Origin of the sequence: Pseudoalteromonas sp. c7(2019) (assembly GCF_011378625.1) — a bacterium.
Taxonomy (GTDB): domain Bacteria; phylum Pseudomonadota; class Gammaproteobacteria; order Enterobacterales; family Alteromonadaceae; genus Pseudoalteromonas; species Pseudoalteromonas arctica.
The window spans coordinates 60776-80765 of the sequence record NZ_WTKS01000007.1 but is presented as its reverse complement, the minus strand read 5'-3'; the positions used below and the strand labels follow the sequence as shown (position 1 = coordinate 80765).

General features: G+C 39.2%; 16 protein-coding genes. 5 read left to right on the top strand and 11 right to left on the bottom strand.

What is annotated here, in order from left to right; genetic code table 11:
- Positions 1-17 precede the first annotated feature (17 nt).
- The 8 genes from GQR38_RS09620 to GQR38_RS09585 are packed head-to-tail and all read right to left on the bottom strand — an operon-like array spanning position 18 to position 10635.
- Positions 18-809, bottom strand: coding sequence for a sterol desaturase family protein (locus GQR38_RS09620; RefSeq protein ID WP_165721688.1), 792 nt, complete (start codon positions 807-809; stop codon positions 18-20).
- Entirely contained in the window at positions 802-1482 is a 681-nt protein-coding gene (locus GQR38_RS09615; protein ID WP_165721687.1) for a CDP-alcohol phosphatidyltransferase family protein, read from the bottom strand. Before GQR38_RS09615 ends, GQR38_RS09620 begins: the two co-directional genes overlap by 8 nt.
- Before the next feature lie 32 nt (positions 1483-1514).
- Complete coding sequence (locus tag GQR38_RS09610) at positions 1515-2153, bottom strand: ATP-binding cassette domain-containing protein (protein WP_165721686.1); 639 nt, start codon at positions 2151-2153, stop codon at positions 1515-1517.
- A 55-nt stretch (positions 2154-2208) separates the two neighbouring features.
- Positions 2209-3963: an ABC transporter permease subunit gene (locus GQR38_RS09605; RefSeq protein WP_165721685.1), complete on the bottom strand. Its 1755-nt coding sequence runs from the start codon at positions 3961-3963 to the stop codon at positions 2209-2211.
- Positions 3960-5294 (bottom strand): ABC transporter substrate-binding protein, encoded by a 1335-nt coding sequence (locus GQR38_RS09600; protein ID WP_165721684.1) that lies wholly within the window; start codon positions 5292-5294, stop codon positions 3960-3962. The genes GQR38_RS09605 and GQR38_RS09600 overlap by 4 nt, the downstream gene beginning before the upstream one ends.
- Complete coding sequence (locus GQR38_RS09595; protein WP_076924242.1) at positions 5281-6099, bottom strand: DUF547 domain-containing protein; 819 nt, start codon at positions 6097-6099, stop codon at positions 5281-5283. The genes GQR38_RS09600 and GQR38_RS09595 overlap by 14 nt, the downstream gene beginning before the upstream one ends.
- A gap of 2 nt (positions 6100-6101) precedes the next feature.
- A complete protein-coding gene (locus GQR38_RS09590) occupies positions 6102-8255 on the bottom strand; it encodes a bifunctional TVP38/TMEM64 family protein/FAD-dependent oxidoreductase (RefSeq protein WP_024600496.1) in 2154 nt (717 codons plus the stop codon).
- 19 nt (positions 8256-8274) lie between these two features.
- Entirely contained in the window at positions 8275-10635 is a 2361-nt protein-coding gene (locus GQR38_RS09585; RefSeq protein WP_165721683.1) for a TonB-dependent receptor, read from the bottom strand.
- Between the two features lie 346 nt (positions 10636-10981).
- Here GQR38_RS09585 and GQR38_RS09580 point away from each other — a divergent pair, with 346 nt between their 5' ends.
- On the top strand, positions 10982-11395 hold the full coding sequence (locus GQR38_RS09580; protein WP_007581772.1) for a hypothetical protein: 414 nt from the start codon (positions 10982-10984) through the stop codon (positions 11393-11395).
- 287 nt (positions 11396-11682) lie between these two features.
- A complete protein-coding gene (locus GQR38_RS09575; RefSeq protein WP_165721682.1) occupies positions 11683-14199 on the top strand; it encodes a plasma-membrane proton-efflux P-type ATPase in 2517 nt (838 codons plus the stop codon).
- 116 nt (positions 14200-14315) lie between these two features.
- On the opposite strand, the gene GQR38_RS09570 is transcribed toward GQR38_RS09575, so the two are convergent.
- Complete coding sequence (locus GQR38_RS09570; RefSeq protein WP_007581776.1) at positions 14316-14741, bottom strand: hemerythrin domain-containing protein; 426 nt, start codon at positions 14739-14741, stop codon at positions 14316-14318.
- Positions 14742-15088: 347 nt separating this feature from the next.
- Between GQR38_RS09570 and GQR38_RS09565 the strand changes: the two genes are divergently transcribed.
- The 3 genes from GQR38_RS09565 to GQR38_RS09555 are packed head-to-tail and all read left to right on the top strand — an operon-like array spanning position 15089 to position 15916.
- On the top strand, positions 15089-15343 hold the full coding sequence (locus tag GQR38_RS09565) for a hypothetical protein (protein ID WP_101216404.1): 255 nt from the start codon (positions 15089-15091) through the stop codon (positions 15341-15343).
- 59 nt (positions 15344-15402) lie between these two features.
- Entirely contained in the window at positions 15403-15660 is a 258-nt protein-coding gene (locus GQR38_RS09560) for a hypothetical protein (protein WP_024591905.1), read from the top strand.
- 37 nt (positions 15661-15697) lie between these two features.
- The gene (locus GQR38_RS09555; RefSeq protein WP_024591904.1) at positions 15698-15916 is read left to right on the top strand and encodes a DUF6500 family protein; all 219 of its coding nucleotides are present in this window, start codon (positions 15698-15700) and stop codon (positions 15914-15916) included.
- A 36-nt stretch (positions 15917-15952) separates the two neighbouring features.
- Here GQR38_RS09555 and GQR38_RS09550 read toward each other — a convergent pair whose 3' ends face one another.
- Positions 15953-17872 carry a GGDEF domain-containing protein gene (locus GQR38_RS09550; protein WP_165721681.1) on the bottom strand — a complete coding sequence of 640 codons (1920 nt, stop codon included), beginning with the start codon at positions 17870-17872 and terminating at the stop codon, positions 15953-15955.
- 177 nt (positions 17873-18049) lie between these two features.
- On the bottom strand, positions 18050-19714 hold the full coding sequence (locus GQR38_RS09545; protein WP_165721680.1) for an RluA family pseudouridine synthase: 1665 nt from the start codon (positions 19712-19714) through the stop codon (positions 18050-18052).
- Positions 19715-19990 lie beyond the last annotated feature (276 nt).

The following is a 19990-nucleotide window of genomic DNA, read 5'->3' as shown; positions in this document are numbered from 1 at the left end:
ACTAAGTGAGCTTATGCTCACTTATTTTTAAAAGGCATGATCAATAAGCCCCACAATGAGGCATTTTGCTTTTTGCTTGGGTATTCTTTTAAGCCAATATTTATATCTGCGTCGGTTTTTTTAGCTTTATCTTTGTAGCTACCAAATAATTTATCCCACCAAATTACACTAAAACCATAGTTTGAGTTAGTTTCACTAACCACTTGGCTATGGTGAATTCGATGCAATATTTGCGTCATTAATATTAAACGCAGTGGTTTTTCAATGGCATTAGGTAAGCGTATATTTGCATGATTAAATAATGCTAAACCATTAAGTGCTATTTCAAATATAAGTACTGCAATAGCAGGTACGCCAAGAGCAGTTACTGCAATGAGTTTTATAAGTATGCTCAGTACAATTTCGATAGGGTGAAAGCGCAAGCCCGTACTTGTATCAACATGTGCATCGGCATGATGTACACGGTGCAAGCGCCATAAAATAGGTACTTGATGAAATAATCTATGCTGCCAATAAATTATTATATCGAGTAAAAGTATGCTCAATATAATAATTATACTGCTTGGTAGGACTATTTGATTAAATAAGCCAATGCCGTGCTCTTGATTGTAAAGTGCCACGGCGGTTAACCCAATAGGGACGACTAAGCGCGCAATAACTGATGAAGCAAACACTAACCCAAAATTAGCAAACCAGCGTGTACTGCTTTTAATAGGTGCTTGGCGAGCAGGCTTTTGCCATTCAAGCAGCATCATTATAATTAAAATACTAAAAAAGCAGCCCAGTCGCCACCATACTTCATTAGTCATTGATTACCTCTGAATTTGCACTGCTAGGCATGTTTTCAGCTGCTTTGTTAGCATCGGCTTCTTGTTGCTTAAGCGTGTGATAACCGCCATGTATACGGGTAAAAATAGTTATGCCACACGCAATAGCAAAAATGCTCGCCATAACCGCAAAGTGCTGCGGCCAAATACAAAATGCAATAAATAGCGCTATTGTTTCAGTGCCTTCGGTTAAGCCGTTTAAGTAGTAAAAGCTTTTATATTTAAATTGCGGTTTTTCGAGTTTAAATTTTTCGGCGGCAATCGCAAAAGCTAAAAAGCTTGAGCCCGTACCAATAAAAGTGGCAAGTAATAACGATCCCGCTATCGCGTTTTGCTCAGGGTTTGCCAAAATAAAGCCAAGCGGAATAGCCGCGTAAAATAAAAAGTCGAGTGTGATATCTAAAAAGCCACCCGCGCTTGAACTTTGGTTTGCGTAGCGTGCTAATGCGCCATCAAGTCCATCTAAAATTCGATTTAAAGCAATGGCAACTAATGCCCCGTACCACATTTCAAATGCCAGTAATGGCACGGCTAATAAGCCAACTAAAAAGCCAACCACAGTGAGCTGATCGGCAGTTATGCCGCGTTTATGCATAAGCATAACCACAGGTGTTAAAAGTGGCTTAATTATAGGGGTGATAAATTTGTCTAGCATGTTTTTTGCCTTATGCGTTTAAAGCTATGTATTTAAAATGCGCTACTTAAAGTAATTAGTTTGCCACTTGCAGCGTCGGCGTCGCTATGGTCGTGAGTTACCATAATTGCAGGTAGCTTATGATCGCGTATTTGGCTAAACACGAGTTCGCGTGTATCAACACGCAGTTGGGTGTCGAGTTTGCTAAAGGGTTCGTCGAGTAAAATAGCTTTAGGTTCGCTCAGTAGCATACGTAATAATGCAACACGGGCTTGCTGCCCACCCGATAAGTTATCGGGGTGGCGATTGCCCATATCTTTAAGACCTACTTGCTCAAGTGCGTATTCTATTTTTTCAAGGCGTTGTTTTTTATTACCTTTGGGCATTGCAAAGGCAATGTTACCAGCAACAGTTAAATGCGAAAACAATAAAGCGTCTTGATAAAGCACTCCAATATGGCGCAAGTGTGGTGGGGTGTTATCGATATTTTGACCATTAAGCCACACCTCACCATTGGCCTTAAAGCTACTAGGTAAAGTACCCGTAAGCCAATTTAATAAGCTTGATTTACCACTGCCTGATGGGCCCATAATAGTCAGAATTTCACCGCCATTAACTTGCTCGTTTAAGCTAAGTAACAGCTCATTTTGGCGATAAAGCTGACAATTTTTAATCTGTAACGATGACTGCATTAAAAAACCTTAACCCTGATAGTGTTAAACATGGGTGCTTTACATATGTGCACGTTTAAACACGTGCACTTTTGAAAAAATATTTAGGTAAACCCCATGCCAGTATAAATCCAATAAGCGGTAACACCATTTGCATAATAGCGTACACGGCACTGGTGCGTCTGCTTGCGCCATTGGCAAGCGTAACGGCTTCGGTTGTTATTGTGGCTATACGCCCGCCGCCAGCTAAAAGCGTGGGGAGGTATTGTCCAAAACTAATAGCTAAGCCCAGTGCGGCTGCAATTAAAATAGGGGCAAACAACTGAGGTAGTTTTACTTTAAAAAACACCTTACATGGCGCTGCGCCTAAGCTTGCTGCAACATGAGCAAAACGAGGGTCTAAACGTCTATAGCTGCTCGCAAGTGACAAAAACACATAAGGCAGCACAAATAATAAATGCGTAAGTACTACATTAAAAAATGCGGCTTGGTTATTTACCAATTGTTGTATCCATACTAGCCCAAATAAAAAGGCAATACTGGGCACTAATAACGGTAAGTAAATAATTAAACTGGTAAAACGAGAAATAGGTTTGTCACTCAACTGCTCTGATTCTAAACACAATAAAGTAAGAATAATGGCAAATAGCGTGGTTACTAAACCGATTGCTAGCGTATTAAAAAGCGGGCTGCCCATTTGCATTAACGCACTTTTAAAATGCAGTAGTGTAAATTGTTCAGGCATTGCATCTGGAAAGCGCCAAAAACCTGCAACCGACCACATAACTAAACCAATAAGCGACAATAGTATAAAGCTAATTACTAATGCGGTGAGTACGACCGTTATTTTTTGCCAATAAAATCCGCCGTATTCACGCACTCCATTAGTGAGAGAGTCGCTAAATAGCACTTTTACGGCCTTTTCCCCGCCAAGCCAAAGGGCTAACAAACCGCCTGTAACAGCCAGTTGTAATAAAGCGCCCGCTGAGGCTTTAATACGCAGGTTTAAATCAACATCGTTAAACCAATGCATTATTGCAACGGCCAACGTGGGTGGTGTATTTGGGCCTAAAATGAGTGGCATTTCTACACTGGCACTTGCATAGGCAAGCACGGCTAAAAGGGGTAAACGCAGCAGCGGATAAAGACTTGGCAGTATTACTTTAAAAAAGGCCGTCATTGGGCAATAACCCAAGTTAAGCGCAACCTTATGTTGTTGGCGTAATTTTTTGCCAAGCTCAGGTTGAGCAAGTACGCCCAGTGCCATTAATAATAAAAAGGGAAGCTCTTTGAGTGTTAAGCCTAAAATAATACTAATACCGAATGAATCATGCGGAAACATGCCGTTTGGCGCAAGTTCCCAGCCGCTTAACCAAGGCGACGCTAAGCGTGAAATCATACCTGAAGGGGCAATTAAAAACCCCACCGCAATAGCGGCGGCGGCATGAGGTATAACTAATATAGGGCTCAATAAACGCTGAATTCGGTTAAGCCACGGGCTGTTAAAAAACGCAGCTAAAATCATTAAGGTAATGATAAATGCAAGCAAAGTACTTATTAAGCCTGTTGCAACGCTTAAGGTAACCATTTGGGTAAGGCCAGGTGTTTGCCAAAGGGCATTAAAACCTTGCAAGCTAAACGTTGTTTGCTCAAGTACGGGCGCATAACCAAAGGCAGGCAGCAATACGCTAATTAAGCCACCAAGTACGGGTAATATAAGTAAAGCGAGTAAAAATCGCGGGCTAAATTTTACAATGCGCGTAAACATATCGGTGCTGCACTGCGTTGTTGCTTTTGTATTTACTGGTACACTTTTTGAAATAACGCTCATTGGCTTACTCCATAACGGGTTTGCCAACCTTGCATAATGGCGTTTACCCAGCTTGGATGAGGTTCGCTCAATGTGCGTTTAATACTGTTTAAAGGCAATGCACTTGGATGCGGTTTAGCTGTTTTAAATAAGGCTTGCTGTTCAGGCGTTAACGTTGATTGAATAAGTACGCTTTTATCGCCCCATATATGCGCTTTTTGTTTTTCAGCTTGCGCCTCAGGGCTGAGTAAAAAATTAGCCACTAATTGCGCACTTTGCTGGTGGCTTGCATTGTAAGGGATTGCCACAAAATGGGTATTACTTAAACTGCCATCACTCATTGCGTAACTGCGAATGCTGTTTGGTAAATCATAGCGTTTTACAGCTGCCGGTACTTCTGGTGCTGAAAAAGTAAAGGCTAAACTCAACTCTGTATCGTCTACTAAGCGGCGCATTTGAGCACCACTTTGCATAAAATGAGTGCCACCACGCCAAAGAGTTGGGTGTAATTTATCTAAAAAGTCCCACAGTGGGTTTAACACTTGCGCTGTATTTTTAGTTGTAGCAGATTGGTTTAGCTGCGCTTTAATATTTTCGCTGCTTTGCTGATGCAGTACAACTAAGGCGTATTTTAAAAAGCTCATACCTAAAAAGTCAGGCGGCTTTGGGTAACTAAAGCGACCAGGGTTTTGCGCGCTCCAGTTTAATAATTCGTTTAATGTCGTCGGCAATTTATTGTTTGCCTTTCCATTTATTGCAATGCTGTCGTAATAAAATGTAAGTGACGCTTGCCCCCATGGAGCCTCCATACCATTGGTAGGTAAACCAAAGTCAAAGGTTACAGCAGGGTTGTTAGCCGGATCGGTTAATGCAAAGTAGGGGAGTTTATTAGCCCATTCTTTTAAAAGCAGAGAGTGCTCACTCATGGTGGCAAAGTTAGCCCCGTTGATCCACATTAAATCTACGCTGCCTTGGTTGTTATTGTTTGCTGATTTTTCGGCAAGTACACGGCTTACTGCTTCGCTGGTATCGCTTAATTTTACATGCACTAGGTTAATGTTGTACTTAGTTTTAACTTGCTGAGCTGCCCATTGAATATAGGCATTTATTTGCGCGTCGCCGCCCCATGCATAAAAGTATACATCTTGATTGCGACCAAGTGTTTGAACTTGTTGCCAGCGAGATCCCTGTTGTGTGTTAATTACTAAATTACTTTTACTATTTGAGTTAATAGCGGGATTAGCAAACGCAGTGCTCGAAAAAACAGCTAAATTTACGATTGCACAAACGCAAAACGCGACACAGCAAAAGCTGTATCGCGTCAGTGTTTGCCAAAACTTAATGGCGAACATTTAAATCCCAGTTGTAGTCTAAAAATTTAACTTTCATGTCATCATTCTTAAGTGCTTTTTGCTGAGCGGGTATCAGTTTAAGGGCATCAGGATACTGCAAGAAAAACTGCTGTAGCGTGTTTGCACCTCTAAAGCCTTTTTCAAAGTCATCGCCGTACCACTTAAATATTGAAGACACGCTTAGCGTATTTTCTTGAGCCATATTACGTGTCATATCAGATAAAAAGCGCACCGTTTGCTCTTGCAATTGGCTTTCTAAATCAGTGGCTGTATACGCTTCTTCTCGAAGCGCTGGACAACCAATACTCGCGCAATTTACCGCAAAGTGAATGCGTGGGTCGTTGTATTTACCGCTACCACGTATTAAACCATGCTCAATATCATCAAGGCTGCGAGTTTTGCCAAGTAATGGCACAAACTCTTTACTCCATGGTGAGCTAAAAAAGCTCCCTAAGTCTTTAATTGATTTAAGATCTGGGTACTTTGTCAATATAAGTTCAACAGTCCACGCATTATAAGCATTGATTAAAAAAGCGAGTTGCTTAGGCTTTTCCCATGCGTCAAATTCGCTTTGCGTTACCGCCGTTAACGAATCTAAATACGTTTTTAGCTGTGCATGCTCACGTTTTATGGCAGCGTAATCAACCTCAGTACTGTGATTATGGTTAATAGCGACAACATGCTTATTTAACAATGCATTCCAGCTATCGTGCATGTTTTGGGCTTGGGCCGAAAATGACGTTGTAAACGATGTTACAACTAAAGCCGAACCAAGTAGTAATGCTTTTAGAGGTGTTTTAAACATAATTAACCTCGACGCCAAGTATGGTATTTTTCGAGCAAGTTAAGCACTTTTTCAGGTGCATGAGCGCGTTTCCACTCGCCTGCTGCGTACTTATTACCTTCAGCCCAAGTAGGATAGCTGTGTATAGTACCGAGTATTTTATTAAGGCCTAAGCCGTGTTTCATTGCCAGTACAAACTCAGCAATCAAATCGCCAGCGTGTTCAGATACCACGGTAACACCGAGTATTTTGTCTTTGCCTTTGGGTGTAATCACTTTAATAAAGCCTTTTGTAGCGCTGTCGGTAATTGCACGGTCTAGCTCTTCAAATTCAAAGCGAGTAATTTCGTAATCTATGCCTTTATCTTTTGCGTCTTGCTCGTTTAAGCCAACACGTGCAACTTCTGGGTCAATAAACGTAGTCCACGGAATAACACGGTAATCTACTTTAAACTTTTTAAGGTGACCAAATAAGCCATTTACCGCTGCGTACCAACCCTGGTGGGCTGCCACATGTGTAAACTGGTATGGACCTACAATATCGCCTGCTGCAAAAATATTTGGGTATAGCGTTTCCAAGTATTCGTTAGTTACAACAGTACGGTTTGTTTCTATGCCTAGCTCTTCAAGGCCATAACCTTTAAGGCGCGCACTTCTACCAACGGCACATAATAGCTCGTCATATTCAATATCTATTTCTTTGTCGTCATGCTTAACAACAATATATTTTTTACCATCGCGCGTTTCACAGCGAAGTGCTTGGTGCGATGTTAAAATATTAACGCCACTTTCGGTTAACGCTTCATGAGCAAAAGTAGACACTTCAAGGTCTTCTTTGATCATGATGCGTTCGCTCATTTCAATTTGCGTAACACTTGAACCTAAGCGTGCAAAGCTTTGTGCTAATTCGCTACCAATTGGACCACCACCTAGTACTACAAGTTTTTTAGGTGCCTCATCCAGCTCTGCAAATTTATTCCACAATGTATCGCTTGTTACATAGCCTGTTTCTTCAATGCCAGGTAGTGGCGGTACAAATGGGCGTGCGCCAGTTGCAATCACAATAGTACGAGCGGTGAGTGTTTGCGTGCCACCGTCGTTAAGTTTAATTTCTACAGTCCACGGGTCGATTAATTTACCGTAACCTTTTACAACATCTACGCCTAAGTCGGTGTAGCGCTCAACACTGTCGTGTGGTGCTACATCTGCAATTACTTTGTGTACACGTGCCATTACTTTTTTGAACGAAAACTGCGGTGTTGCGTTTTCTAGGCCGTAGTTTTCACCGTGGCGAATTTGCTCTGCAATTTTAGCGCTTTTAATAACTGCTTTACTTGGAACACAACCGTAGTTTAAACAGTCACCGCCCATTTCGCCCGCTTCAATAAGGGTTACTTTTGCTTTAACAGCAGCAGCAATATAACTTGTTACCAAACCACCTGCGCCTGCACCAATAACAATCATGTTACGGTCGAATTTTTTAGGCTTAGTGTAGTTTTTGTATACGCGACGTTTTTTAAACACGTTTAAGATTCCTTTAGCAATGAATGGGAAAATGCCCAATAAAGCGAATGATAAGATTAAGTTGAATGATAAAATTCCAGATAAGCTCTCTATTTGCGCCAGTTGCGTACCTGCGTTAACAAATACAAATGTACCGGCGAGCATACCTGCTTGGCTTACCCAGTAATAAGTCCATGACTTTATTGAAGTAACACCCATTAATAGGTTTATTAAAAAGAACGGAAACACCGGCACTAAACGAAGAGTAAATAAGTAAAATCCACCTTCTTTTTCAACGCCTGCATCAATTGCAGCTAAGCGCTCAGGAAAGCGTTGTTTAATAGTGTCGCGTAGTAAGTAACGCGATACTAAAAAGGCAAGTGTTGCGCCAATAGTTGATGCAAAAGATGCAACCAATAAGCCTTCAACTAAACCAAACAATGCACCTGCTGCAAGTGTTAAAATAGCTGCGCCCGGTAACGAGAGAGCTGTTACAACTACATACAATAAAAAGAATCCACCAATAACTAATAGCGGTGACTGCTCTTTGTATTGGTTAAACTGATCCATCGACCCTTTTAAGCCATCAAGCGTAAGTAGTTGGTGTAAGTCAAAATGAAAGAACAGGCCGACGGCGGCCGCTGCAATCAATAATAAAAATATTTTTTTAATCATGTTCTCTCTCAAACCGCTCTTAAAAATTATGGGTTAGTGTTAATTTTGCGTTTATTGGCAATTCAGGAAATGCCAATGTTGCGCCAAAGTAACCGCCTTCAAATACTGGGCGCCAGTTTTTTTGATTCGTTACGTTGTTCACATCTAATCGTAACTTGGTACTAGGCGTAAAAGCATAGCTAGTATTTACGTTTAGTGTGTACTGATCACGAATTTTTACCGTCGCCAAAAAGTCTAATGGGTAACTCTTTGTATATAGACCTGAAAAACCCGTTTGCCATTTCGAATTAATTGAATAATTTCCGTTAAAGCTGAAAGATTGCTCAGGGATGCCCTGCACACGGGTGTTTGAAGGTGCAAAAGCGGTAAAACTAGGCGCACCTACGCTGGTGCCTTCAATAATGTCTGGGCGTGAGTTGTCAAATGCATCAGCGACTTGAGCCGAATCTTGACTACTTGCAGAATTATCGTAGCGAGCGTCAATATAGCTGTAGCCAGCACTTAGCCAATAAGGGTAGGCGTCATAAAATACTTGGCTTTCAAAGCCGGTAGTACGAATGCCAGTATTACTACCATCACGATTACGTAAACTACGACGTTGGCTAAATACGGCTCCATCGGCGTACCAGTCGCTTTCAGTTGGTGCGTATTTTAAACCAAATTCAACTAAGGTATTTTCGGTTGAAAAGTTTTGTGCGCTAATTGTGTTGTCGCCACCAAGAGACGTGCCGCCAGCCATGCTATTTGATGTGGCTTCGTTGTAACTTGCTGCACCATAAGTGGTGTAATCACCGTTCAATCGGTAGTTAAAGCTTATTTGCCCCGAATGTAGCTTATCATTAATGCTATCACGAGCTGCAATTTCACCCTCTGGCGCAATTGGGTCGTGCGCGTCCACGTCATAAAAATCAATACGGTAGCCAACACTTGTATGAAACTTATCTGTCCAATCTGAATCTTGCTGAATAGCAAAGCCTGTTTGCCATGAGCGCGAATCGGTAGTGTCTGATAAGTTAAAGTCGCCACTGCCGTCATTATTAATATCATATTGACCACCAGGGGATACAAATACACCTGGGCTAATTTCAATTAAACGCGCTTGTTGTACATCAGTTAGAGGAATGCGACGATTTGAAAGTGGGCCAGTTAAATCAATAGGCAAGTCTGCTTCTGTTGTAAATTGGCTGTAGCCTAATACGCGGTTATAACGTACATCAAATGCAAAAATGGTTTGCTGATCGCTATTCCAAAGGTAGGTAAGCTCGGTACGGTTTTGCGCGGTATCAGCACCATCTATAATTTCAACAAAGCTATTCTGTGCAATTTCTTCGCGTTGTAAGTGCTGAAAATACGTAATGTTTTTTATTGATGCATTGCTAGAAAGTTCACGCTTATAAATACTGTGTAGTAAATAGGTAGTAGCTTCGTTTTGATTATCAGGGTCGGTAAGTACTGTACTGCGATCAATTTTAACTTGTCCAGTAGGCGAAATAATTGAACCTGCTGCTGGTACGGTACTACCGTTTGCTTGCACGCCTTGACCGGTAATATAAAGGCCGTTATCTATTAGCGCTTGAGTAGGGCGGTTAATACCGGCGTTATCGGTAAATTCAACTTGGTATAATTCAAAGTTAATATCCCAGCTGCTTTTGTCATCGGGTAATACACGTAATGATGCAAATAAGCTGTCACTTTTAGTTCCCGAAAAATCGTAGTAACTGCCGTTATCAATATGTTCAGCGCTTACTCTAAAACCTACTTTATCTTTTACAATGGGTGCACTGTAATCAACTAAAACACTGTATTGATCCCATCGACCTGCAGATACAGTTGCTTTGCCTTTGCTTTCATCCGTAGATGCTTTTTTAGAATGTAAGTTTACAAAACCACCATTGCGTTGGCTTGAGCCAAATAATACCGGTGGCGCGCCTTTTACCACATCTATTTGTTCTATAGAGTTGAACGATAATGGCACACCAAAGCCATTATTACCTGCTTGACGACGTGTACCATCTTGAAAAAGCTCACCCAGCTGCCCGCGAATAGTAGGTAAACTTGGTGCGCCAAAACCACTGGCTGAATAGGTATTAGGGCTTACTGCGAGTACGTCTTGTAGGCTCGTAATATTAAGTTGTTCTATTAATTCGCTTGAAATAGGCGTTACAGAGCGGGCTATATCTTGTAGTGCTAAATTATCACCAAAAGGCCCATCAACTGTTGCATCCTTAACCGAAAGCCCTTGAGATTTAATAACTTGGCCTGCCACTTCAATACGCTCTATTGTGCCACCTTTTGTTATTTTTGATTCTTCGGCTGCAAAAGCATTAAGTGGTGTATTTAATATTGTGGCTAGGGAAAGTGCTAAATATGCGTGTTTCAAACGTTTTCTCTCTACGGTTAAAATGTTGTTGGCGATAAAGACCGAAGGCTATAAAAATAACTTTCAGTTAAATTGTGTTTCTTTTTGTTTTTTAGAACATAAGCCTAAGCAAGTATTTTAAAGTAGTACTTAAGTGCTTTAATTTAATGGTTTATGTAAATAACTGCTTTTTAACATATTTTTAAGCATAGTACACTTTTATAAAGCGTGTGCGGCACTGTTTAAGTTTTATCAAAAAAACTTAAAATAGGTCATCAACAAAAATAATTACTATTTTTTGAAATAAAAAATAATTTATACGGTCTAGGTTACTTCAACGTTTATTAATATTTATTAAGGAAATTTTATGACAGGTTCAATGAGTTCTGATGTGCAAAACCGTTTGCAATGGTCACTTTTATCTTTGCGTTTAGGCGTGTTTATTGTAATGGTTATGTGGACGTTCGATAAATTCGTAAATCCTGGTCATAGCGCACGTATTTTCGAACATTTTTACGGTATTAGTGGCTCATCTGACATAGTTGCTTATGTAATTGGTGCTCTTCAACTTGTATTAGTATTAGCATTTTTAGCGGGTATTAAAAAGCGCATCACTTACGGTATCATTTTTGTAATGCATGGCTTATCAACGCTTTCTTCTTACAACCAGTATATAGATGGCTTTAACAACTTATTATTCTTTACTGCATGGCCAATGTGGGCTGCGTGTTTTGCACTTTACTTATTACGCGACCAAGACGTAAAATTTACTGTAAAGTAATAAAACAATAGTTATACCCTTAAGGTTGTAGCTAAAAATACATTGGGCTGAGTTGCTTACTATTTCAGCCTAATGTATAGCCTTTGAACACTTCTTCTAACAATCCAACCTCTTTGTCATCTTCTAAAAATAATCCTTTTTATATTATTTCATCCTAAATATTGCGCTAGATCAAAGTTAATATATTTGTAAGAACAATATCGACAGCTTTAGTTTATGTTAGCTATACGGTTAGTAGGTTTTAATTACCTCAAGTTATTCAACTCAATGTTGTATAGAAGGCTCGTATGGAAAAGGTTAAAATTTTGTCGGCGCATCAGTCATCAAATCGTTCAGAGAACAAGTCTTCACACAATCAAAATTGCGATGAATGGAGCAAGCTTGATTTAGTACAATTACAAGCAAAGCTAAAAACATCATCCGACGGGTTAAGCCAAACTGATGCCACACAAAGATTGTCAGAATATGGACCAAACGAATTAGTAGAAGAAAAACCAAATTTATTACTCAAGTTTTTATCTTACTTTTGGGGACCAATACCGTGGATGATCGAGGCCGCTATTATTTTATCGGCGCTTGCTAAGCACTGGGCTGATTTTTTTATTATCCTTGTATTATTGTTGTCTAATGTATTGGTTGGGTTTTGGGAAGAACACCAAGCGGGTAATGCAATTGCTGCATTAAAAGCAAAATTAGCCAATAAAGCACGGGTACGCCGCGATACTCAATGGCAAAATTTAAATGCTAGCGAACTTGTGCCAGGCGATGTTATTAGAATGCGGATGGGCGATATAGTGCCTGCAGATGCGCGTTTGCTTGATGGCGATACAGTAGAAGTCGATCAATCATCACTTACGGGTGAATCGTTACCAGTGGTTAAATCATCGGGTGAAACCGTATATTCAGGCTCTATTATTCGCCAAGGTGAAATAGAAGCAATAGTATACGCAACCGGCGCTAATACCTTTTTTGGTAAAACAGCACAGTTAGTACAAGGGGAACGCACCGCAAGTCATTTTCAGCGAGCAGTGCTTAAAATTGGTAATTATTTAATAATGCTTGCTGCGGCTTTAGTGCTGCTTATAGTTATTGTTGCTTTGTTTCGCGATGATCCAATGATTACCACACTGCAGTTTGCACTCGTATTAACTGTTGCAGCCATACCCGTAGCAATGCCAACGGTATTGTCAGTTACTATGGCTGTAGGAGCTCGGTTGTTAGCGAAAAAACAGGTGGTTGTAACGCGTTTAGCTGCAATTGAAGAATTAGCAGGTGTTGATATATTGTGCTCTGATAAAACAGGGACACTCACACAAAATTTATTAACGTTAGGCGACCCATTTTGTGTTGATAACGCACTTAATGAAATAACCCGCGATGACGTTATATTGAACGCCGCATTAGCATCTCGCTCAGAAAATAACGATCCGATTGACTTAGCAGTATTACAAAGTGTAAAAGCTGAGCAGCATCTAGATTCTTATCACATAGAGCATTTTCAGCCATTTGATCCTGTGAGCAAACGTACTGAAGCAATCGTTAAAAATGATGATGGCAAAACATTTAAAGTGACCAAAGGTGCACCGCAGGTTATTTTAGCTTTGTCGGCTAATATTGAGGCAGTTAAAACTCAAGTTGAGGCATCAATAGATGAATTTGCAGCACGTGGGTTTCGCTCTTTAGCGGTTGCTAAAACAGACGAGCAAGGTAAATGGCAATTTATAGGTGTATTGCCGCTTTTTGATCCACCGCGTGAAGAAGCAATACAAACCATTGCCGATGCAAAAGAAATGGGTATGAGCGTTAAAATGGTCACGGGCGACCAAGTGGCCATTGCGCGCGAAACTGCAAGTAAACTGGGTTTAGGGACAAACATTCTTGATGCTAGTGGATTTGGTGCAACTGAGCATCATCAAGCCACACAGTTAGATGACTCAATCGAGAGTGCTGACGGATTCGCACAAGTATTCCCTGAGCATAAATACCATATTATTGATGTGCTTCAGCATAGAGGGCACATTGTTGGTATGACAGGAGATGGCGTAAATGATGCGCCAGCACTTAAAAAAGCTGACTGTGGCATTGCTGTATCGGGCGCTACAGATGCAGCGCGTTCAGCAGCATCAATTGTGTTAATGACCGATGGCTTGTCGGTTATTATTGATGCAGTTAAAGAAAGCCGAAAAATATTTCAACGCATGAACAGTTACGCTATTTACAGGGTTGCTGAAACACTGCGCGTATTACTTTTTATGACAATGGCGATATTAATTTTTAACTTTTATCCGTTAACAGCAGTCATGATTGTGATGCTTGCTTTACTTAACGATGCCGCCATTTTGTCTATTGCATACGACAATGTGCATTATCAAAATAAGCCCGAAACATGGAATATGCGGCTCGTTTTAGGTATTGCATCTGTGCTGGGAATTGTAGGGCCAATTGCAGCCTTTGGTTTATTTTACTTGGGCGATAAAGTATTTGAACTCGACCGTCCTCATCTTCAAACATTAATGTACTTATTACTTTCTGTAGCAGGGCATCTGACTATATTTTTAGCGCGTACCCGAGGTCCATTTTGGTCTATTAAACCGTCTGCTATATTAATGGTCGCTGTATTTGGCACGCAAGTTATAGCAACACTTATTGCTGTTTATGGTGTGTTTATGACCCCACTAGGATGGGGATGGGCACTTGCTGTGTGGGCATATGCTTTGGTGTGGTTTTTTATTAACGATGGTTTAAAGCTAGTGGCGTATCGAATTTTTGATCCGACAGAAGCACCCTTACTAGAGAAGAGTTAGCATATAGGCTTAAAAAATGGTTATAAGCCAAGTGGCTTATAACCAATAGTACACAAGGGAGTGTATATAAGGTGGTTCAATTATTTGTGAGTAAAGTTACTCACAAATAAAAAGTATTAGTGCATTGCATCATTATACTGCTTTGCCAAGCTTTGTTTTTGCCCTTCGGTTAGTGCTTTACCCGCTAATTGAAATACTTCGTGTTCTTCTTCGCTTAAATGATGATGTACTAAATGATGCAGTTTTTTAGCTGCAACTAACCATGCAGACGAGCTCATTTCGGTATCTTCAAGTTGTTCAATTAATTCATCAATTTCGTGATGTTCAGCTACGCTGTGGCGCGCTTTTTCATGAGTTAAGTCATCAAACATAAGTGGGTTGTAAAAGTAACGTTCTTCAAATTTTGCGTGTTGTTCTAGTTCTGTTTTTAGCTCGTCCATTAGCGTGTGGCGCTGCTCTGTGTCGCCGTGCGTTTGAATGAGCGCATCTACTAATTCTCGTTGTTTGTCATGATCGTGACGTAGTGCTTCAAAAATATTCATAACTAGTCCTTTTACAATTTATTTGCTTATATCATTAACTAGCAAACTAAATGCCAAATATTAAGTTATTGTATTTTATTGCTTTTATTTTGATTTTTTATTTTTGGGCTGCTATCACTGTAAATTTTACAGTGAGATGAATGCAATAATTTCAGGATTTTACGTAGTTCAATTATAAAAGGAGTATAAATTCCTACAGAACCTTACAAATATTTACTGGTTGTTTATTTTATTGCAGTGATAAAGTAGCAACATTATTTAGGTACAATCTATATGTATTACTCCCACATATAATACCAATCGGTATAAATGCAGGTAGCACGTTAACTTAATAGGATAGTTTAAGGATGAACATAAAAAGCCCCATCGCCGCATTATTGCTGTGCGCTTTACTGAGTGCATGTAGTACTGCCCCACGTTCTGACCCTAACTTATGCATTGAAGAGGCTGAAACGGTTGATCGAAATGGCGCTCAAACAAGCTCAGAAGTTTATAATCAATGCATTAGCGCACAAATTAAAAAGGATGAAAAAAATGACACTTTTTTTGATGCTATCGGTACGTTCTTTTTTGAATTTTTTGTAATGGTGGTAGAAAAGTAAATAGGCTAACTTGCAGCTGTAATTTAAAGTAAATAAGTTGCGTAAAAATAGGATTAGTTATGAAGCAATTATTGATAGTAATTCCACTTTTTTTATTACTAAGCGCTTGTGCGGCACAGCCTTACGCAGGTTCGGCAAAATGTATGGAACAAGCAGATATTGCATACGAAACCGATACACGTAAAAATGAAACATTAGATAATGAATGCAAAGCTGCAAAAGTAAATACGCCTAATAAAGAGCTTGAGAATCATGGCTTGGTTGATAGAAGCCTTTTGCAGCTAATCGTTAGCTTTTTAAATGGTGTATTTCAATAGTACATATACAGTAAAAATATAACTAAATAAGGTATGTATGAGGGAAGAACTAAGAGCAAAAATAATTACCGTATGCGATAAAAAAATAGCAGTTAAAGGAGAAAATGTAGGGCTTTCTTTTTATGCATTTTTTGCTAATAAAAACGACGACCCAGAGCTACTTATGGAAGCTGCTACTTGGTGGATACACACCCATAAATTAGATCATTTTGTAAAAGCACATAAAATTAAACAAATGGTTTTAGACGGACTTTAGTCAAGTAAATGAGCCAATACTTTTAGCTGTGCTTATTTAATCAACAACGACTTGGTTTCTTCCGTTTTCTTTTGCTTGATAAAGTAATTTATCTGCATGCTTAATAAGAACATCTAGTGTGCTTTTTAAAGAGCCACTTACAGAGGCCCCTGCACTAAAGGTGATTTTTGTATCACTAGGAAAGTCTTCTATATTACTGCAATGCTTGGCGAAGCTAATGGCGAGTCGGTTAAATATATCGCGAATTATTCGTTCATCAACCGTATTTAGTGCAAATAACCATTCTTCGCCGCCGTAACGACCAAACTGATGATCATTACATAGTGTTTCTTTTGCAGCTTTTGCAAAGGCAATAAGAACTAAATCTCCAACATCGTGACCAAAATGGTCGTTAACTTTTTTAAAGTAGTCTAAGTCAACAATTGCTATCGTCATTTTACCTTCACCAAGCTTTGCTTCTGCTGCGCGCATTATTCCTCTGCGATTAGGGCAATTTGTTAGATAATCTGTTAATGAAATATCGTGATATTTTTGACGTTGTCGAGCTTGCCGATAAAATAAAAATAATGAAGCAATCACTAAAATAAATGCAATAGCAGCGCTGAGTCGCCAAATTATTTTTTGTTGATATTCTTCTTTAGCTTGTAGCTCACTAATGTCTTTTGCGTACTCTAGTTGCTGTATTTTGTCTTCTTTTTCTTTTACTTCAAACTGTATCTGTAGTGTTTTTATATTATTTTCACTGGTTGCTTCGTAGTGCTTTTTTGTATAAAGGAGCTTTTTTTCAATTGCTTCAAAAGCCTCGTCAGTGTGGTTAAGGCGTCGTTTTAGCTCATAGCGTTTACTTAAAAAATCGGCTTTATAAATACTGCGGCTGAATTTATCTAATTTTAAAAACACCTCATCGTTTGCTTCATTTGCTTGATCAAGTAAATCTAGTTTTATATATATGTCAGCTAACAAAATGAGCGATGCGAGTTGCATGTCGTAAACACCTGCAGAACGAGCAAGCTCAATGTTTTCTTTAGTTAAAGTTAAAGCTTTATCGTAGTTTGCTTGTAAGTACTCAATATTTGCAATTGAGTACTGAGCAAAGGTTAAGCCTTTTTGCATATTAACTTTTTTAAAATAGAGCAATGCTTTATCTAGGTATATTAAGGCATCTTTAGGTTTTTCTACTTCAAGCAATACATTGCCTAAGCTCCAATATGCTTTTGCAGTAAAAAGCCCATCTTGTGTTTGCTCATATGCCGCAACCGCTTTTTTTGCATAATATACGGCTTTGTCTTTTTCGTTTAGATAATTATATGCATCGGCTATTTTTCTAAAAAAGTATCCTTGAGATGCTGAATCGTCATCTTTTAATGCTAATTCTAGCCCCTCTAGTGCAACATTTAGGGTCTTTTTCAATGAATCTGTATCGGTGTAATAGTAAGCAAGTGCTCGCAAAATAATGATTTTTTCTTTAGTTGAATGCTGTTGCAAGCTTTCTTCTAATTTTGTGGCTAGCGTTTGTGCTGGAGCTGGGTTTGGCTCCCTCGCTAGAGACTTGAGTTGTGATTCGAGAAATAATAAATATACACTTTTTTGATTTGGTAACTCTTTGTTCTTTAAGTAATAGGATAAGTGTGTGTTTAACGCTTCGTATTTTTCTTGTCTAAAAAGTAACTCCGCATACAAAGCGGCCGCTTCTAGATGAAGGTTTTCCCAATTTTGCTCTTTGCTTATTTTAAACGCTTGAGTGAGTTTGTCTTCATTTTGAAGATAGTCTAATTCATTCAGTTTTATGTTGTTGATCAGGACTTGAGTCGTGTCAAAGTCTAGCGCATGTAAAGTTGCACTTAATGAGTCGCCGTTAGCTGAGGCAAGCTTACTTAAAAGTAAAAATAAAAGGAGAACAATATACTTTGCCCATAAAGTATTACCTAAAACCTTTATTTGTGTATTGTTAGTCATGTTAATCCTTTGCTGACTTATTTTTATTAGGAAATACTTTTCTACATTGCTTAATAAACTTGGGATTGAACAGTTTTTTATACTCATTATTGAAAAAATAAGACCATAAACGATATCAATTTAATTAATAAAAACCAACACATTGTATAATATAGTCGTTGTAGCTATGTGTTTTTATTAAAAATCTGCGGCTACTTCAAACTCTAATCGCTTAAGCGTAATTGGGTGAGTAAATGCTAAGTATTCTGCATGTAAATGTAATCTATCGGCTTTTTGCCCGTAATGTGTGTCGCCTATAATTGGCATGTTTAAACCTAAACTGTGCGCACAATGGACTCTTAATTGATGAGTTCGCCCTGTTTTAGGGTATAACTGTAATCGGGTAATATTGTTGTTACGCTCTAAAACCTGCCAGGTAGTAAGTGATGGCTTACCATGTTTGTAACACACCATTTGGCGCGGTTTATCATCAAAGTCGAGCACTAAGGGTAAATCAATTACTCCGCTATCCTTAGCTACGTTACCATTAACTAATGCGACATAACGTTTATCTATGGTGCGTTCAATAAACTGCTTTTGCAGTGCTTTGTGCACGCGTTTATTAAGCGCAATCATCAATAACCCAGAAGTCGACATATCTAATCTGTGTACAATTAGCGGGCCTGATGCCTCTGGAAACTGCGTTTTGATTCGCATATAAACTGAGTCATCAATATTAACGCCAGGCACAGATAAAAACTCAGCGGGCTTATTTACCACAAGTAAGTCGTCATCTTTATAAACAATATTTAAATCTTTACCCTGAGCTGGGTTGATAAGTAGCGGGTTATCTTCAACATCTAAACCCTTTAGCATGTGCCCAAGTATTGGTTGGCATTTACTGTAACAAGAAGGGTAGTAGTTTTTATGCTGCCTGATTGCTGATTTAGGTGCTGCTCCCCACCAAAACTCAGCCATAGCAAGTGGTTTTAAGCCATGCTTATAGGCGTATTGTAATAATTTAGGCGCTGCACAATCGCCAGCACCCGAAGGAGGAGTGTGTTCAGGTAATGCTGCAAATATGGCATTTAAGTCTGTAGTTTCTCCATTTGCATTTAAAAATTGGTACTGCGCAAATAATTTTTTTTGTAAGTTTTTAGAAAGTGTTTTACGGCGCTTTTTTAAATGAGCAATTTCATCAGAAATATTGATGTGTGTTTGCTGCAGTGACTCGATTATATTTTGCCAATAGGATTTAAGTGCCAGCAGTTGCTTTTTTTCTACGATGCTTTGCCCTGCAAGCTTGTTTTTTAACTGCTCAAAATCACTTTCGCTAAGCTCTAATTCGCCTTCGGTACGTTGTATTTTTCGTTGCTGACGACCGGCTTGCATCACTGCCTGTTGGGCTAATAGTGCTTGCTGGTAGCTTTGTGTTGCATCATCAAGTTTGCTATTAACTTCATGCAGTTGTTCGCTATTTTCTAATTGCTCAATTTGAGCATTAATATCGTTAATTATTTTACTTTGAGTCAAATAGCTATCGTCTTGCAGCTGCATGCTAGAAACAGGCGGCACAAAGCTAATATTGGCTTTATCACCTTCAATTTGCCCCGAATAAGCACTTAAAAAGCCTAATTGTTGCTTAGCATTTTGCACCACTAAAACCCCAAACATTTTACCTGCATTTTCTGCATTTTCTGCTTTTAAATGCGTTAACGTTTCAAGTTGTTGCTGTAATTGTTTTGTGGCTGCTACAGCTAAAGGTTGCGGCTCGTAATAAAAAGGGAAAGTAAACTTTTCAGGAAGCGCGAGAGAATCAATATTTTGAGAAAATAATGTAAAGCACGAAGCAGAATTTGACATAGAAGTAAGAGAAAAGCATTCAGTAAAATAATTGAGCGCATAATAACATATTCATAGTTAAGCCACTAAAAATCTCGCACTCGCATATTCATAAACACTTTAAAGCGGACATTCATGTTTTATGTATCAGAATGGGGGCGCAGCAAACCTAGGAGTATCGTTTGTTAGTAAAGTCTCAGTAGCAATATATCTATCATTATCAAAATATTTAAGCTAATCGATTCTCAATAATTGAGCGCATTTCGAAACGATGACTTACTTGATAGATCAGAGGCG

Excerpts from the sequence above, each read along its gene's own strand:
- GQR38_RS09620 (WP_165721688.1), bottom strand. The coding sequence starts at position 809 with ATGACTAATGAAGTATGGTGGCGACTGGGCTGCTTTTTTAGTATTTTA.
- GQR38_RS09615 (WP_165721687.1), bottom strand. The coding sequence starts at position 1,482 with ATGCTAGACAAATTTATCACCCCTATAATTAAGCCACTTTTAACACCT.
- GQR38_RS09610 (WP_165721686.1), bottom strand. The coding sequence starts at position 2,153 with ATGCAGTCATCGTTACAGATTAAAAATTGTCAGCTTTATCGCCAAAAT.
- GQR38_RS09605 (WP_165721685.1), bottom strand. The coding sequence starts at position 3,963 with ATGAGCGTTATTTCAAAAAGTGTACCAGTAAATACAAAAGCAACAACG.
- GQR38_RS09600 (WP_165721684.1), bottom strand. The coding sequence starts at position 5,294 with ATGTTCGCCATTAAGTTTTGGCAAACACTGACGCGATACAGCTTTTGC.
- GQR38_RS09595 (WP_076924242.1), bottom strand. The coding sequence starts at position 6,099 with ATGTTTAAAACACCTCTAAAAGCATTACTACTTGGTTCGGCTTTAGTT.
- GQR38_RS09590 (WP_024600496.1), bottom strand. The coding sequence starts at position 8,255 with ATGATTAAAAAAATATTTTTATTATTGATTGCAGCGGCCGCCGTCGGC.
- GQR38_RS09580 (WP_007581772.1), top strand. The coding sequence starts at position 10,982 with ATGACAGGTTCAATGAGTTCTGATGTGCAAAACCGTTTGCAATGGTCA.
- GQR38_RS09575 (WP_165721682.1), top strand. The coding sequence starts at position 11,683 with ATGGAAAAGGTTAAAATTTTGTCGGCGCATCAGTCATCAAATCGTTCA.
- GQR38_RS09570 (WP_007581776.1), bottom strand. The coding sequence starts at position 14,741 with ATGAATATTTTTGAAGCACTACGTCACGATCATGACAAACAACGAGAA.
- GQR38_RS09565 (WP_101216404.1), top strand. The coding sequence starts at position 15,089 with ATGAACATAAAAAGCCCCATCGCCGCATTATTGCTGTGCGCTTTACTG.
- GQR38_RS09560 (WP_024591905.1), top strand. The coding sequence starts at position 15,403 with ATGAAGCAATTATTGATAGTAATTCCACTTTTTTTATTACTAAGCGCT.
- GQR38_RS09555 (WP_024591904.1), top strand. The coding sequence starts at position 15,698 with ATGAGGGAAGAACTAAGAGCAAAAATAATTACCGTATGCGATAAAAAA.
- GQR38_RS09550 (WP_165721681.1), bottom strand. The coding sequence starts at position 17,872 with ATGACTAACAATACACAAATAAAGGTTTTAGGTAATACTTTATGGGCA.
- GQR38_RS09545 (WP_165721680.1), bottom strand. The coding sequence starts at position 19,714 with ATGTCAAATTCTGCTTCGTGCTTTACATTATTTTCTCAAAATATTGAT.